This is a genomic window from Cupriavidus nantongensis (assembly GCF_041726985.1).
Lineage (GTDB): Bacteria > Pseudomonadota > Gammaproteobacteria > Burkholderiales > Burkholderiaceae > Cupriavidus > Cupriavidus nantongensis_A.
Genome location: NZ_CP168302.1, coordinates 2,339,857 through 2,354,797 on the forward strand (window position 1 = coordinate 2,339,857; position 14,941 = coordinate 2,354,797).

The following is a 14,941-nucleotide window of genomic DNA, read 5'->3' on the forward strand; positions in this document are numbered from 1 at the left end:
CCGATGAAACGCCTGATTTCCCTGTTTCCCCTGGCAGCCGTGCTGGGGCTGGCCGCTTGCGGCGGCAACGATTCGCCCGACAACGGCGCACCGCCCGCCACCGCGACCTTGTCGGTCACCGACCTGGAGCCCGGCGCCTACGTCGTCAGCGTGGGCGATGCCGACAACCCGACCGTCGGCAAGTACTACGCCGGCGCGGACGGCAGCCGCTACCTGGCCCTGGCCGATGCCGAAGACAAGGCCACAACCATCTATCGTCGGGACAAGGGCGGCAATTGGGTCGCCGCACCCGGCGCCGATGCCGCCGCCAACGTCAAGCTGCTGAGCCACGCCCCGGTGCCGGCGGCGAGCGTCGATCCTGCCAGCGTGGCCGGCGCTTACACCACGGTGCTGCCCACGGGCGCGAGTGCCAGCTTCACGGTCACGGCGGAGGGCAGGATCACGCCCGGCGCGTCGGCATGCCAGCTGTCGGGAACGCTGGCCGCACAGGCCATGCCGAATACGCTGAGCCTGAAGCTGTCGACGTCGGCCTGCGGCACGCTGCCCGCCAGTGCCAGCGGTGTGCTCGCCATCGATACGGACTACCAGCCGGCCGCATTCCGCCTGATCGCGGACGACGGCGGCCGCGTGGCGGACCTGTGGGCGTATCGGGACTGAGGTATGCAGCCTGGCGTGCCACTGCATTGCCAGGCTGCGCCCACGTCCCGCACCTGACGCCGGCTGGCTGCATTCCACTTTGGGAAATCCGTTCGCTGCCGCGGAAACGGCGGAGTTGATGCTGGAATCCTGCGTCAAGCCGCTGAGAAAAGCCGGTGCACAGCGCGGATTTTTCACGACGGCACGACGCCGCGCCGCTAGCGCGCCATACCGCACGCACGGCTTCCGCCAAGCCAAAGCCTTCTTTCTCGAAACGTGAATTCACGTCGCCCTGACGGGCGCCTTATCGTCACTCGACGCCGCGCCAGAACCACATCACAGACATGGCGCGACCATAAAAGGAGACGACGATGAAGCAGGCTTTCCATGGACTGTGGCTGGCGCTTGGTGTGGCCCTTGTGGCGGCCCCGGGCGCAGCGGCGGCGGCATATCCCGACAAGCCGATCCGGCTGATCGTTCCGGCGGCCGCGGGTGGAACGGCCGATATCGCCTCGCGCCTGGTCGGCAAGCGCATGGGCGAGGTGCTGGGCCAGCCAGTGGTGGTGGAAAACCGCGCCGGCGGAGGCGGCATCATCGGCGCGCAGGCGCTCAGGCAGTCGGCCGCCGATGGCTACACCCTGATGATGGGCAATATCGGCCCCAATGCCATCAACTACAGCCTGTACCGGCAACTGCCGTACCGCGCCGAGGACTTTGCGCCGATCACCCTGGTGGTGTCGGTGCCCAACGTACTGGTGGTCAATGCCAACGTGCCGGCCCGCACCGTCGCCGAACTGGTTGCGCTGGCCAGGGCGCAGCCGGGAAAGTACTCGTTTGCATCTTCCGGCACCGGCCAGTCGGTCCACCTGTCCGGCGAGTTGCTCCGCAAACGCACCGGCACCGACCTGATCCATGTTCCGTACAAGGGCGCGGCACCGGCCGTGGCCGACCTGGTGGCGGGACAGGTCACCATGATGGTGGATAACCTGCCGAGTTCGCTGCCGCATATCCGCTCGGGCAAGCTGCGCGCGCTGGCGGTGACCAGCGCCAGCCGCGTGCCGGAACTGCCCGACGTGCCCACCATGAAGGAAGCCGGCGTGAACGACTTCCAGTTGACGGCATGGTTCGGCCTGGTGGCGCCGGCCGGCACGCCGCCGGAGGTGATCGACCGGCTGCAGAAGACCGTCGCCGGCATCCTGGACGAGCCCGAAATCAAGTCGAGGCTGGCGGAGCTGGGCGGCATCCCGGGCGGCGATACGCCCGCCCACTTCGGCGGCTTTATCAAGAACGAGCGCGAGCGCTGGGCGCGCGTGGTCAAGGACACCGGCATTCCGCAGCAATGAGGCCTCAGACATGATCGACAAGACCGTGGTATCCCTGGAGCAAGCGGTGGCCGGCATCGCCGACGGCGCCACCGTGCTGGTGAGCGGCTTCGGCGGCTCCGGCGTCCCCGGCGCGCTGCTTGACGCGCTGCTCGCGCGCGGCGTGCGCGACCTTACCATCGTCAACAACAATGCCGGCAACGGCGACACCGGCATCGCGGCGCTGATACGCGCCGGCGCGGTGCGCAAGGTGATCTGCTCCCATCCGCGCTCCAGCAATGCCGAAGCCTTTATCGAGGCCTACCGCGCCGGCAAGGTCGAGCTGGAATGCGTGCCGCAGGGCACGCTGGTGGAGCGCATGCGCGCCGCCGGCGCCGGGCTGGGACCGTTCTTTACGCCGACCGCGTATGGCACCGCGCTGGCCGAGGGCAAGGAATCGCGCGAGATCGAGGGCAGGGGCTATGTGCTGGAGCAACCGTTGCGTGGCGACTTCGCGCTGGTCAAGGCGCATCGCGCGGACCGCTGGGGCAACCTGACCTACCGCTATGCAGGCCGCAACTTCGGGCCGGTAATGTGCACCGCGGCCCGCCACACCATCGTCCAGGTCGATGACATCGTGCCGCTGGGCACGCTGCCGCCGGAGCAGGTGATGACGCCCGGCATCTTCGTCCACGCCGTGGTTCAGACCGGAGAATGCCATGCCGCATGACATCCCGCAGATCCGGCAACTGCCCCGGCTCAGCCGCCACGCCATGGCGCGCATCGTGGCGGCCGACATTCCGGACGGCAGCTACGTCAATCTGGGCATCGGCATGCCGACCCTGGTGGCGGACCAGTTGCCGCCGGAGCGGGAGATCGTGCTGCACAGCGAGAACGGCATCCTCGGCATGGGCGGGGTGATCCGCGATGGCGCGGGCGATCCCGACCTGATCAACGCCAGCAAGGAGCCGATCGCATTGCTGCCGGGCGCTTCCATCTCCGACCACGCCATGTCCTTCGCCATGATGCGCGGCGGCCATCTCGACCTTACCGTGCTGGGCGGCTTCCAGGTCTCCGCCACGGGCGACCTGGCCAACTGGTCGACAGGCGGCCGCGACGCGATTCCTGCCGTGGGTGGCGCCATGGACCTGGTGGCGGGCGCGGCGCGGCTGTTCGTGATGATGGAGCATGTCACCCGCGACGGCCAACCCAAGCTCGTGCAGCGCTGCAGCTATCCCGTTACCGGCCTCGGCGTGGTGGACCGCATCTACACCGACCTGGCGGTGATCGACGTGCAGCCCGGCGGCGGACTGCTGGTCACCGGGCTGGCCGAAGGTGTGTCGTTTGAAACCGTGGCGGCGCTGAGCGGTGCGCCGTTGATGCTGCAGGCGCAGTGCCGGGTGTTGCGCTAGCAGGCGTGCTTGCAGATGCCGCCATTCGCGGCGCGTCCGGGGGCCAGTCTGCCTCACCGATTCAGGGTGTCACAACGATTTTTCATACGCGCGAAAAAGAATTCACTTCCGTCGTGTTCCTCGATGAAGGACCATCGAATGACTTTGGATGGGCTGTCCAGCCCCATCTATTCGCGCCATGTGACATCCCGGGAGACAGCAATGAAGGCGGCATTCGTCCTGACTACCGTGCTTTGCATGACAGGGTCATCGTTTGGTTGGGCCCAGGCCCAGCCGGTCGGCGGCAAGCCCGCCACGGCGGCGACGAAGGCGGCGAACGCCGCGGTGCTGAACGAATTGCCTTTCCAGGACAGAGCCGATTTCGAGGATGCGCAACGCGGCCTGGTGGCCAGGCCCGACACGCTGACGATACGCAACGCCAAGGGCGACGTGGTCTGGGACCTCGAGGCATACAAGCAATACATCGGCATCGACAAGCCCGCGCCGGACACCGTCAACCCCAGCTTGTGGCGAAACGCCCAGCTGAACATGCAGCACGGCCTGTTCAAGGTCTCCGACCGCATCTACCAGGTGCGCGGCTTCGATCTTTCCAATGTGACCTTCGTCCAGGGGAATAGCGGCTGGATTGTGCTGGATCCGCTGATCTCGGAGGAAACGGCCAAGGCAGCCTATGAATTCGTGACCAGGCACCTCGGCGCGCGGCCGGTCGTGGCCGTGGTGTACAGCCATTCACACATCGACCACTACGGCGGCGTGCGCGGCGTCGTCAACGAGGCCGACGTGAAATCTGGCAAGGTCAAGATCTTCGCGCCGCAGGGCTTTACCGAGCATGCCGTCAGCGAGAACGTCATTGCCGGCAACGCGATGGCCCGCCGTGCCGTGTACATGTATGGCGCACTGTTGCCACGCAATGCGCGCGGCGGCGTCAACGGCGGGCTGGGGCAGACAGTCTCGACCGGCGCTGCAGGGTTGATCGTACCCACGGACATCATCAGCAAGACCGGCACCGAAGTCACCGTGGACGGCGTCAGGATGGTGTTCCAGATGACGCCGGGCACCGAGGCGCCCGCGGAGATGAATACCTTCTTCCCTCAGTTCAAGGGCATGTGGATGGCGGAAAACACCACCAACACCATGCACAACATCCTGACGCTGCGCGGTGCACAGGTGCGGGATGCGCTGAAGTGGTCGAGCTACCTGAACGAAACCATCGACACCTACGGCAAGGACGTGGAATTCAAGTTCCAGGCCCACCACTGGCCGATGTGGGGCAATGCCAGGATCATCGACTACTGGAAGAAGCAGCGCGACCTCTACAAATACACGCATGACCAGTCGGTCAACCTGATGAACAAGGGCTATACCGGGGCTGAGATCTCGGAAATGATCAAGCTGCCGCCCGAGCTCGACAAGTTCTGGCCGAACCGCGGCTACTACGGCACGCTGCGCCACAATTCCCGTGCGGTCTATCAACGGTACATGGGTTGGTATGACGGCAATCCGTCGGACCTGAACAACCTTCCGCCGGAAATGGCCGCGAAGAAATACGTCGAGTACATGGGCGGCGAGGCCGCGATCCTGCGCCGCGCCAGGGCTGATTTCGACAAGGGCGATTATCGCTGGACCGCCGAGGCGCTGAAGCACGTGGTCTTCGCCAACCCGGACAGCAAGGCCGGCAAGGACCTGCTCGCCGATTCCCTGGAACAGCTGGGCTACCAGGCGGAAAGCGGCCCGTGGCGCTCGGTGTACCTGATGGGCGCATACGAGTTGCGCAATGGCGTGCCCAAGGCGGGCGGTACCGACGTAGCCAGCCCGGACACCATCAAGGCAATGCCACCCGAGATGCTGTTCGACTACATGTCAGTGCGACTGAACGGACCCAAGGCCGCGGGCAAGAAGATTTCGCTCAATCTCAACTTCACCGACCTGCAGCAGCAATACGGCCTGGCCGTGGAGAACGCCGTGCTGAACTACGGCAAGCCGTTGCCGCAGGCGGATGCGAACATCACGATGTCAAAGGCAACGCTCGATGCCATCCAGCTCAAGCAAACGACGCTAGAGAACGCCATCGCGAAAGGAGACATGAAAGTGGAAGGCCGACGCGAGGCGCTGGGCGAATTCCTTGGCCTGCTGGACAACTTCCCCTTCTGGTTCAACATCGTGACGCCATGAAAACAAGCGCTACCGCACTGATGGCCGTGCTGGCCGCCGGCTGGCTGGTCCTGGCGCCGCAGCCGGTGGCGGCCTGCGGCTCTTCTTTTGTCCTCGGCGACGAAGTCGGCGCGGCCCATCCCGCTTCGGTCGGCGTCGCCTTCGCCATGAACGACGCGCTCGGCACCGGCACGCTGGCACCGGCCCAGCGCCTTACCGGCGAGCAAGCGCGCCTGCGCGCCGATGACACCGCGCACCTGCTGGAACAGCGGCTGGCGTCAGTCAGGTCCAAATTGCCTCCGACATCGCTGCTGCTGGTCGAATCGCGGCTCTGGACGCGCTATGCCCCGTCGCGCCAACGCCAGGCAGATCCCCATGCCGGCCACGAAGCGGGCCCCGGCGCCGGCGATGTTGTCGTGGTGACCGGAGAGCAGGTGCTGCGCGGCTTGCTGGAAGGAAGGATTGGCTGGAGGCAAGCGCTGGACAGCGGGCTGCTTGTCGTGACGGGAGACACCACGGACCGTGTGCGGGTGGAAGCCATACTGGCGGGCCGGTTCGCAGGGCCGCGCGATGCTGCGCTGGCGAGTCGCACGCCGTCTTGACGGCTCATGGAACCGCCAGTCCAGGCGTTCGCCAGCGATCGAACTCAGAGCAGTCCAAGTGCCCTCAGCTTGGCGTCGGGTGCCGAGTACGGTCGCTCGCAGATGATCTTGTCCGAGCCCGGCGCGAACTCGAACGTGGCAGCCATGCGCACACGGAAGGTTCGGCCGGTTGGGGCAAAGGTCTTGCCGTTGGCCTGCAGCGGTCCCAGATGCGTGCCCTGGAGCCAGAATTCCACCAGGACCGTGTCGCCTGCCGCCGCAATGGCGATGATTTCATTCTTGAGATCGGGGAAGGGGATGCGCGACGCGTCGAAATATCCGCGCACCGCGGTCTCGCCGTCGAACACGGCACCGCTGCCGTGCATTTCATAGCGGGGATGGGCGAACGTGTCGATCACGGCGTCCCAGTCATGCACGCATTCCAGCGCCATGTGATCGCGTACGGTCTGGATGCGTGCAGTGTTCAGAGCATTGGACATGAAGGCAGGGCTCCTGCGGAGATGGTGGAATTCGAATAATGGCGAGGCCTGCGCCGCGCTGGCGCGGCTAGTCCAGCTTGATCCGTGCCTGCGCGGCGATAGCCTTCCACATCGGAATATCGCGGGCGTTGGCGGCTTGCTGCTCGGGGCCCGGCACGTACTTGGCCGTGATGCCGAGTGACAGCAGCTTCCTGGCGACTTCCGGGTCCTTGAGCGTGGTTTCCAGGACGCGGGAGAGCTTGTCGACGACAGGCTTCGGCGTCCTGGCGGGCACATACATGACCCAGGTCAGTTCGCGGTCGAAGTCCACGCCCTGTTCCTGGTAGCTGGGGACATTCGGCAGGCTTGGCGAGCGGCGTGTGCAGACGGCGAGCGCCTTGACCTTGCCCTCCTGGACGAAAGGCGTGGCGGTCACCATGTCGACGAAGCCCACCGAGATGTGGTTGCCGATGATGTCGGTGACGATCTGCGCAGTGCCCTTGTATGGCACATGCTGCAGCGGAATCCCGGTCTTCTGGCTCAGCACCTCGCCGCAGAAGTGGCCGGTCGATCCCGCCCCCCAGCTTGCGTACTGGATCGGCGCGGCGTCCTTGCGCGACTGCGCGATCAGGTCCCTGATGTTGTTGGCGGGGTACTGGTTGGCGGCAATCATGACGATCGACGAATTGCCGATCGCGCCAAGGCTCTGGAAATCGCGTACCGGGTCGTAGGGCAGCTTGTTGTAAGTGGCCGGCGCAAGCTGGTGGGTCGACATACCGCCGATCATGATCGTGTAGCCATCCGGCGCCGCGGTAGCCACCGCGTGCGTTCCGATCGTGCCGGCCGCGCCCGGCTTGTTTTCCACGACCACAGGTTGCCGGAGATGCGCCGCAAAGCGCTCGGCGAGCAGGCGCCCGAGGATGTCGCCGCCGCCGCCTGCGGAGAAGGGCAGCAGCATGCGGACCGGCCGATCCGGATAGCCAGGGTCATCGGCGGCCAGCGCGCCAGTGGTGGCTACGGCGAGCAGGGCGCCTGCCAGGGCTTTTCTCATGGTTGTCTCCAAGGGGTATCACCCATTCTGGTCGCGGGTGTCTTTCGCTTTGTTCCACTCGATATGGAAACGTTTCCAATCCAGTTTCGTAATCGCGTCGTGGCCTGCAATCATGGTTAACGCTAGGCGGCGACCATCAGGCCGTTGAGTAGACTGGTCATATGGAAACGTTTCCATTAGATCCCGGAGGAGCCCGATGAGTTTGCTGTTCGGTGGTCTTTGCCAGGTCTGGTTCTACAAGGAAGCGGTCGGTACCACGAAGTTCCGCTACTACCGTGAAGCGTCGGCGCTGCGCCGGATCGGAGCGCAGCCATGACGGTCATCGAAGGCAAGGAGCCGGCGCGACGCGTCGCGGTGGTGACCGGCGCGGCACGGGGCATCGGTCTCGCCATTGGCGCGCGGCTTGCCGCCGATGGCTTCTCGATCGCGCTGTGGGATCGCGATGCCCGGCCGCTTGCACAGGCCGCGCAAGCCTTGCGGGATCACGGCGCAACGGTGCTCGATGTCGCCGTCGACATTACCGGGCGCGCGCAGGTCGTCCGGGCCCTGGCGCAATCCACGGAAGCGCTGGGAACGCCCACGGCGCTCGTCAACAATGCCGCCATTCTCGGACGCCATGGCCCCACGGTCGAGGCATCGATGGACGAATGGAAGCGCGTGTTCGATGTGAACGTCTTCGGCGCCTTGCAATGTGCGCAGGCACTGGTGCCCGCGATGGTGGCGCAGGGATATGGCCGGGTGGTCAATGTGGCATCGATCGCCGGCAAGGAGGGCAACCCGTTTGCGGGCGCCTATGCGGCATCGAAGGCGGCGCTGATATCGATGACCAAGAGCCTGGGCAAGGAACTGGCCGACGCGGGAGTTCTGGTCAACTGCATCACCCCGAGCGCCGCCGATACCGACATCTTCGGAGCATATGACGAGAGCCAGCGCGCGCAACTGCGGGCGCGCCTGCTGGAACGTGTGCCGATGAAGCGCTTTGTGCGCGTCGACGAGGTGGCCGAGATGGCGGCGTGGCTGTGTTCCGCACGCTGCAGTTTCAGCACGGGCGCAGTCTTCGACATCAGCGGCGGGCGCGCCGTGTACTGACGCCACGGCCGGGGCACTCCGCCGCTTTTGGGAGATAATCGCAGGCCGAGAAGCCGGCGGCGCCCTTGCCATGCGTCTGCTATTTTCCGCCAGGAACACCGATGAGCAGTCGAACGCGCACTACCAGCCCCGCCACACCTGCACGCGTCACGATTCGAGACGTGGCGCGGGCGGCCGGCGTGTCGCTGGGGACGGCCTCGCGGGCGCTGAATCGCAGCGGCCCGGTCAGCGACGCGGCCCTGCAGGCGGTGGAGCGCGCGGCGAAGGCGCTGGCGTATGCGCCCGACCCGATCGCGCAGAGCCTGCGCACGGGTACGTCCGGCGTGGTCGGACTGCTGGTTTCCGATCTGGCCAATCCGCTCTACGCCCGCATCATCACCGCGGTCGAAAGCCGTCTGCAGCGCGAAGGCTACGCCATGGTGGTCGGCAACACGCACAACAGCAAGGCGCAGGAAGAGCTGATGGTGGACCTGTTCCGCCGGCGTCGCGTCGATGGGCTGATTCTGGGGCCCTGCGAAGTCGAGCGGTCCGAGTACCTCGACCAGGTCTCGCGCGATCTTGCCGTCGTGGCGATGGACCGCGATTTTGGTGAGAATGGTTCCGGCGTCCACGTCGATCACTTCCGCGGCGCATACGAAGCCTGCCGCTATCTGCTCGACCTGGGCCACACGCGCATCGCGCTGATGACCTCCGATGCCGCGTTGCGCCCCGGCCGCGAACGCATCCACGGCTATCGCGCGGCGCTGCAGGAGCGCGGCGTGGCGGTGGACCAGACGCTCGTGCGCTCCAGCCGTTCTGCCATGGATTTTTCCTTCAGCGACGCGCTGGCCATGCTGTCGGCAAAAGACCGGCCAACGGCATTCATTTGCCTGGGCACGCGGATACTGTCCGGCGTTCTGCAGGCGACGCGACAAAGCGGCCATCGCGTGCCGCTCGATGTCAGCCTGGTCTGCGTCGGCGACGGTGACCTGCCGCAGCTGTATTCGCCGGCCATCACTGCAGTCAGCTGGGACCTGGAGGCGGTGGGCACGGCCGCCGCCGAAATCCTGCTGAGGGCCATTGGCCATCACGAATCCGGGGCAGATACCAAGGCGTCGACGGGGCAGGAAGTGCGGCTGGCCACGCAGATGGTGTTGCGCGAATCCTGCGCGCCGCCTCCGGCCGCCAGGGCCTGAGCCCGGCCATACGACGATGCCCGCCGCCACCCCCGACACCGTCCTGCGTGACCTGGCCCGCCTGCGCCGGGTCCGCGACCGCATTGACCGCGACTACGCCCAGCCGCTGGACGTCGAGGCGCTTGCACGGGGCGTGCATATGTCGGCGGGTCATCTCAGCCGGCAGTTCCGGCTGGCCTATGGCGAGTCGGTCTATGCCTATCTGATGACCCGGCGCATCGAGCGCGCCATGGCGCTGCTGCGCCGGGGCGACCTGAGTGTCACCGAGGTCTGCTACGAGGTGGGGTGCTCGTCCCTGGGGTCCTTCAGTTCGCGGTTCACCGAGCTGGTCGGCGTTTCGCCCAGCATTTACCGGCGCGATTGCGCGCGCGAGGCGGAGGGCATCCCGTCCTGCATCGCCAGGCAGCTGACGCGACCGGTCAGGAATCGAGAAGCGCAGGAACCGTCGTCCGACTAGACTGGCGTCCATGCATCACCCCTCACCCCTCATGGAGACTGATCATGGACCTCACCATTCATTCGACCTTTCTGCCGCATTCCGATCCGGAGGTCTCGCTGGCGTTCTACCGGGACGCCCTGGATTTCGAGATCCGCAAGGACGTCGCCTTTGGCGGCCACCGCTGGATTACCGTCGGCCCGAAGGAAAAGCCCGACACCTCCATCGTCCTGTACCCGCCAAATGCGACCCCGGGCGTTACCGACGAGGAGAAGCGCACCATCGCCGAGATGATGGCCAAGGGTACCTTCGCCATGCTGCTGCTTGGCGCGAAGGACCTGGACGCCGTCTTCCAGCGCCTGCAGGACCGCGACGCCGAGATCGTGCAGGAGCCGACCGACCAGCCTTACGGCGTGCGCGATTTCGCGGTGCGCGATCCGGCCGGCAACATGATCCGGATCCAGCAGCTCAAATGAGAAAGGCGCCGGCCATGCGCCGGCCCTTGGTTCGTGCCAGCCTCTGCGAAGCGGCCACTGTGCGGTGGCGTTCAGGCCTGCCCGGCACGGCGTGCGGACGTGCGCGACAGTGCCGCCCAGTCCAGGTGGCCTTCGCCATGGGCCAGGCTTTCGATATGTGTATCGCGCAGCGTACTGGCCAGCGGAAGGGGAACGTTGGCCTGTTCCGCCGCTTCCAGCGCCAGGCGCACGTCCTTGAGGCCTAGCGCCAGCTTGAATCCCGCTGGCTCGAAGCGCTCTTCGGCGATGGCCTGCCCATAGCCCTTGTAGACAGGAGCAGCGAAGGCCGTAGACATGACCAGTTCCAGAAAGCCGGCCTTGTCCACCCCATGGCCGTGCGCCAGCGCCACCGCTTCGCCCATCGTACCGATGGCGCTGGCGATCATGAAGTTCACGGCAAGCTTAGCAGCATTGGCTTGTTCTGGCCGTTCGCCCAGGCGCCAGGTCTTCTGGCCGATTACATCCAGCAGCGGCTGAACGGTTGCAATGGCGTCGGAATTGCCCGCTGCCAGGATGTTGAGCTGGCCCGCTTCAGCAACGTTTACCCGGCCCAGCACCGGTGCGGCGACATAGCCCACGCCTTGCGCCTGGTGTAACGCAGCCAGTTCGGCTGCCAGGGCCACCGATATCGTGGCCATGTTGACATGGATGGCTCCCCGCTTCAGCGCGGACAGTGCCCGTGCATCCAGTATCGTGGCACGGGTGGCGCCATCGTCGGCCAGCATGGAGATCAGCACGTCCGCATCGGTGACCGCCTCGACGGGCGTGGCCGCGCCTTGCGCCCCGAGCGCTGCCAGTTTCGCCACCGGCGCGGGCGAGCGATTCCAGCCGCGCACGGCATAGCCGGCCTTGAGCAAGTTTGCAGCCATTGGCAGGCCCATGGTGCCCAGGCCAAGAAAAGCGATCTTCATCGGTGTTCTCCTCAGTCAAAATGGAATCGATTGTTTCCTAAATAGGAAAAAAATTTTCAGGCTAATACCTGGAGTGCGGCGCTCGCCACGGCTTGCATCTGTTCGCGGCTGCGTCCGGTCTTGCCGACGACCCGCATGCCTTGCGTCAGGCACAACAGCATCCGCGCAGTCGCTTCGACGTCCACATGGGCCGGGATCGAGCCGTCTTGCTGCCCCTGGCGGATCAGGTCAGCCAGTAATGCCTCGTTGCGCGACATCGCGGCGGCGATGTGGCTGGCCATTGGTCTGTCGAATGCTGACAGTTCCACCGCGCTGCCGACGACCAGGCAACCTTGCCGGCCGGCGGCGCCCTGGGCGGAGTCGGCATAGAAGTCCAGCATGGCGCGCAGGCGTTCCAGCCCGGTGCCGGCGTTGTCGATGGCGCGGTGCAGCTTCTCCGCCCGCTGGGCACGGTAGCGATCGAACGCCGCCAGGAACAGCGATTGCTTGTCCTTGAACGCTTTGTAAAGACTGCCCTGCGCGAGACGCATGGCGCGGGTCAGGTCGGAGATCGAAGCGCCGTGATAACCGCGTTCGCTGAACACGCGCACGGCCCGATCCAGCGCCTGGTCCACGTTGAACTCGCGCGGGCGGCCTCGGCCGCGTGGGCGCGGTGGGACCTGGGGATGGGTTGCTGTCATGCCGCCAGACTGGCAAATTAGGAAACGATGGCTCCCAATATAGCAGCTCATCGGCGCTTCGTCATGACGGCGTCCCTGCACGGCATTGAAGTATCGACAGGCACTCCGTGCAACTTTTTAAGCGGGCGGCGGACGCCATAGCGTCGATTTCCCGAACAGGCTTTCGACCAGGTCCACGGCCAGTTGCGCGGTCTGATTGCGTACGTCGCAGGCCGGGTTCAGTTCCATCACGTCGAGCGATGCCAGCTGGCCGGTATCGGCGATCATTTCCATGCACAACTGGGTTTCGCGATAGGTCGGCCCGCCCGGCACGGTCGTGCCCACGCCGGGGGCAATCACGCAGTCGAGGAAATCCACGTCAAAGCTGACGTGCAGGTGCGTCTGTGCGTCGATGCCCGCCAGCGCCTGCTGCATGGTGTGGCGCATGCCGTTTTCGTCGATGTAGCGCATGTCGTACACCGCCAGATGTAATTCGTGCAGGCGGCGCTTTTCCTCCGCATCCACGCTGCGGATGCCGATTTGCCGGATCGCGCTGCGCTGCACCGCCGGCGCCGCGCCGGCCAGCGTGGTCAGCGGTGCCGGGCCGTCTCCACACAGGCAGGCCACCGGCATGCCATGCATGTTGCCGGTCGGCGTGGTGGTGCCGATATTGGCGTCGGCGTGCGCGTCGAGCCACAGCACCATCAAGGTCTTGCCGGTGTCGCGGCAATGGCGCGCCGCGGCGCTGATCGAGCCGATCGCCAGGCAATGGTCGCCACCCATCAGCAGCGGCAGCCGACCGGCTTGCAGGGTGCCGAGGCAGGCGTCATAGACGGCACGGTTCCACGCCAGCACTTCGTCGAGGTGGCGCAGGCCGTCCCGGGGCGGCTCCCACGGATTGGCGGGGCCGTCGAGGTTGCCGGCGTCCTCGACCTGCAGTTCGTTGCGAGACAGCGCCTGCGCCAGGCCGGCGACGCGCAGCGCCTCCGGGCCCATCGAGCAGCCGCGCGTGCCGGCCCCGACGTCGGTGGGGGCGCCAATCAGCGTGACAGGTTTCATGGCAAGGATGCGATGGGTGCGGATGCCAGCATGCGCTTGCAGGTTTCGTACCCGCCCCCGCGAGGGCGGTCTTCCGCACAACGTTGACGCCTACCTCTTGACGTCCCGGTCATTGTCATAGGAATTTCGTATGCGAATCGCCCCATCCTCCCCATGTACGAGCAATTCCCCCTGCAGCTTCCTGGCGAGCGCCGTCGCGGCGACAATGGCTGCGTCCTCGCTGTCATACGTCGGCGTGTCCTGTGTGCCGCGCTCCACTTCGACCTTCCATTTACCCCCGCTGGGTATCACATGAACGTTTGGCATGATTGCTCCTGGTCAGCCACATGCCTGCAGTCTAGGAGCTAGCCTTCGATTTCGCTGCGCACCAGCAGCACGGGCTTGCTGGTCTTGGCCAGCACGCCTTCCGAGACGCTGCCCATCAACAGGCGCCGTACGCCGCGGCGTCCGTGCGTGCCCAGCACGATCAGGTCGGCATTCCAGGCATCGGCCTCGGCAACGATGGTCGACGAGATCTGGCCCGGCGCCACTGGCTTTTCATCCAGCTGCATCAGGTGCGGCACGCCCGCCTCGCTGAGCCTGACGGAGGCCGCATCGAGCGCCTTGCGACCATGCGCGATGAGGCTGTCGACCAGTTCTTTTGGGTTGAAGTAGCTGGCTTCGAAGAAGACATCGGCGTCATCCGCCACGAACAGGGCCTTGACCTCTGCGCCGGTTGCCTTAGCGATGATGATGGCCTGGCTCAGGGCCAGGTCCGAAGAACGGCTGCCATCGACGGCGAGCAGGATGCGCTGGTACATGATGAGTCTCCTGACGAAGGGATGTGCGGAATCAAGGTAGCGGGGCGCCTTATTCAGCCTAGATGCCGGCGTCGATGCGCGCTTGACGCGCATCAATCCGAAGCGGCAGGCTGGCGCCGCCTTGATCGCGACCAGGAGCGCGATGATGACGACAAGATGTTGGTCTGAAGGGTTATGCGCCGGGCGCGTGACAAACCGCCTCGATGTTGTGCCCTTCAGGACCAATGACGAAGGCCGCATAGTAGTTCGCATGGTAATGCGGCCGCAGCCCGGGGCCCCCATTGTCCGTGGCTCCGGCCGCCAGCGCTGCGCGATGGAACGCGTCGACCTGCTGCCGCGTCTCGGCGACAAACGCCAGGTGCAGATGCGCGGGCTTCTCGTCGGTCTGGAACAGGCATAGCGAAGCCTTGCCGCTTCCGCTGAGTTCGACACCGTAGGCCGGCGGCCCTTCCGACGCCACCGCTACACCGAGCGGCTCCAGCGCCTTGAGGAAGAACGTCTTGCTGGCTGCATAGTCGCTGACTCCGAATTTGACGTGGTCAAACATGGGTGCTCCTCAGTCGTTGGCTCGATGGATGGCGACGTTAGGTTGACTACAGCGAACGAAGGCCGACTCTATCACGGCAATCGGGGCGGGTTCCGATCGCGTCCTGCGCTGCCATATGCCATGCCAGACATAAGCAGGG

18 protein-coding genes are annotated in these 14,941 nt (G+C 65.7%); 10 read left to right on the plus strand and 8 right to left on the minus strand.

What is annotated here, in order from left to right; translation table 11 throughout:
• Window positions 1-3: 3 nt before the first annotated feature.
• The 6 genes from ACEI37_RS10280 to ACEI37_RS10305 all read left to right on the plus strand — a co-directional run bounded on the left by ACEI37_RS10280 (window position 4) and on the right by ACEI37_RS10305 (window position 6,102).
• Window positions 4-657 carry a hypothetical protein gene (locus tag ACEI37_RS10280; protein ID WP_373376607.1) on the plus strand — a complete coding sequence of 218 codons (654 nt, stop codon included), beginning with the start codon at window positions 4-6 and terminating at the stop codon, window positions 655-657.
• Window positions 658-1,007: 350 nt separating this feature from the next.
• Entirely contained in the window at window positions 1,008-1,979 is a 972-nt protein-coding gene (locus tag ACEI37_RS10285; protein ID WP_373376608.1) for a Bug family tripartite tricarboxylate transporter substrate binding protein, read from the plus strand.
• Window positions 1,980-1,989: 10 nt separating this feature from the next.
• Window positions 1,990-2,667 (plus strand): 3-oxoacid CoA-transferase subunit A, encoded by a 678-nt coding sequence (locus ACEI37_RS10290; RefSeq protein WP_373376609.1) that lies wholly within the window; start codon window positions 1,990-1,992, stop codon window positions 2,665-2,667.
• Window positions 2,657-3,349, plus strand: a complete 693-nt coding sequence (locus ACEI37_RS10295; RefSeq protein WP_373376610.1) for a 3-oxoacid CoA-transferase subunit B — start codon at window positions 2,657-2,659, stop codon at window positions 3,347-3,349. Before ACEI37_RS10290 ends, ACEI37_RS10295 begins: the two co-directional genes overlap by 11 nt.
• Window positions 3,350-3,415: 66 nt before the next feature.
• Window positions 3,416-5,521, plus strand: a complete 2,106-nt coding sequence (locus ACEI37_RS10300) for an alkyl/aryl-sulfatase (protein WP_373376611.1) — start codon at window positions 3,416-3,418, stop codon at window positions 5,519-5,521.
• On the plus strand, window positions 5,518-6,102 hold the full coding sequence (locus ACEI37_RS10305; RefSeq protein ID WP_373376612.1) for a hypothetical protein: 585 nt from the start codon (window positions 5,518-5,520) through the stop codon (window positions 6,100-6,102). The genes ACEI37_RS10300 and ACEI37_RS10305 overlap by 4 nt, the downstream gene beginning before the upstream one ends.
• 44 nt (window positions 6,103-6,146) lie before the next feature.
• Here the strand turns inward: ACEI37_RS10305 and ACEI37_RS10310 are convergent, their stop codons facing one another.
• Window positions 6,147-6,581, minus strand: a complete 435-nt coding sequence (locus tag ACEI37_RS10310) for an ester cyclase (RefSeq protein ID WP_373376613.1) — start codon at window positions 6,579-6,581, stop codon at window positions 6,147-6,149.
• Between the two features lie 67 nt (window positions 6,582-6,648).
• Window positions 6,649-7,623: a Bug family tripartite tricarboxylate transporter substrate binding protein gene (locus ACEI37_RS10315; RefSeq protein ID WP_373376614.1), complete on the minus strand. Its 975-nt coding sequence runs from the start codon at window positions 7,621-7,623 to the stop codon at window positions 6,649-6,651.
• Between the two features lie 300 nt (window positions 7,624-7,923).
• On the opposite strand from ACEI37_RS10315, the gene ACEI37_RS10320 reads away from it, so the two are divergent.
• The 4 genes from ACEI37_RS10320 (at window position 7,924) to ACEI37_RS10335 (ending at window position 10,787) form a co-directional block, all read left to right on the plus strand.
• Window positions 7,924-8,700 carry an SDR family NAD(P)-dependent oxidoreductase gene (locus ACEI37_RS10320; protein WP_373376615.1) on the plus strand — a complete coding sequence of 259 codons (777 nt, stop codon included), beginning with the start codon at window positions 7,924-7,926 and terminating at the stop codon, window positions 8,698-8,700.
• Between the two features lie 101 nt (window positions 8,701-8,801).
• Complete coding sequence (locus tag ACEI37_RS10325) at window positions 8,802-9,875, plus strand: LacI family DNA-binding transcriptional regulator (RefSeq protein ID WP_373376616.1); 1,074 nt, start codon at window positions 8,802-8,804, stop codon at window positions 9,873-9,875.
• A 16-nt stretch (window positions 9,876-9,891) separates the two neighbouring features.
• Window positions 9,892-10,332, plus strand: a complete 441-nt coding sequence (locus ACEI37_RS10330) for a helix-turn-helix transcriptional regulator (protein ID WP_373376617.1) — start codon at window positions 9,892-9,894, stop codon at window positions 10,330-10,332.
• A gap of 44 nt (window positions 10,333-10,376) precedes the next feature.
• Window positions 10,377-10,787 (plus strand): VOC family protein, encoded by a 411-nt coding sequence (locus ACEI37_RS10335; protein WP_373376618.1) that lies wholly within the window; start codon window positions 10,377-10,379, stop codon window positions 10,785-10,787.
• Between the two features lie 71 nt (window positions 10,788-10,858).
• Here the strand turns inward: ACEI37_RS10335 and ACEI37_RS10340 are convergent, their stop codons facing one another.
• The 6 genes from ACEI37_RS10340 to ACEI37_RS10365 all read right to left on the minus strand — a co-directional run bounded on the left by ACEI37_RS10340 (window position 10,859) and on the right by ACEI37_RS10365 (window position 14,802).
• Window positions 10,859-11,737 carry an NAD(P)-dependent oxidoreductase gene (locus ACEI37_RS10340; RefSeq protein ID WP_373376619.1) on the minus strand — a complete coding sequence of 293 codons (879 nt, stop codon included), beginning with the start codon at window positions 11,735-11,737 and terminating at the stop codon, window positions 10,859-10,861.
• Between the two features lie 56 nt (window positions 11,738-11,793).
• Entirely contained in the window at window positions 11,794-12,327 is a 534-nt protein-coding gene (locus tag ACEI37_RS10345; RefSeq protein WP_373377756.1) for a TetR/AcrR family transcriptional regulator, read from the minus strand.
• A gap of 207 nt (window positions 12,328-12,534) precedes the next feature.
• Window positions 12,535-13,455 (minus strand): arginase, encoded by a 921-nt coding sequence (rocF, locus tag ACEI37_RS10350; protein WP_373376620.1) that lies wholly within the window; start codon window positions 13,453-13,455, stop codon window positions 12,535-12,537.
• Window positions 13,456-13,545: 90 nt separating this feature from the next.
• Window positions 13,546-13,761 carry a DUF2188 domain-containing protein gene (locus ACEI37_RS10355; RefSeq protein ID WP_373376621.1) on the minus strand — a complete coding sequence of 72 codons (216 nt, stop codon included), beginning with the start codon at window positions 13,759-13,761 and terminating at the stop codon, window positions 13,546-13,548.
• 38 nt (window positions 13,762-13,799) lie between these two features.
• Window positions 13,800-14,255, minus strand: coding sequence for a universal stress protein (locus ACEI37_RS10360; RefSeq protein ID WP_373376622.1), 456 nt, complete (start codon window positions 14,253-14,255; stop codon window positions 13,800-13,802).
• Window positions 14,256-14,427: 172 nt separating this feature from the next.
• The gene (locus ACEI37_RS10365; protein WP_373376623.1) at window positions 14,428-14,802 is read right to left on the minus strand and encodes a VOC family protein; all 375 of its coding nucleotides are present in this window, start codon (window positions 14,800-14,802) and stop codon (window positions 14,428-14,430) included.
• Window positions 14,803-14,941: the final 139 nt, after the last annotated feature.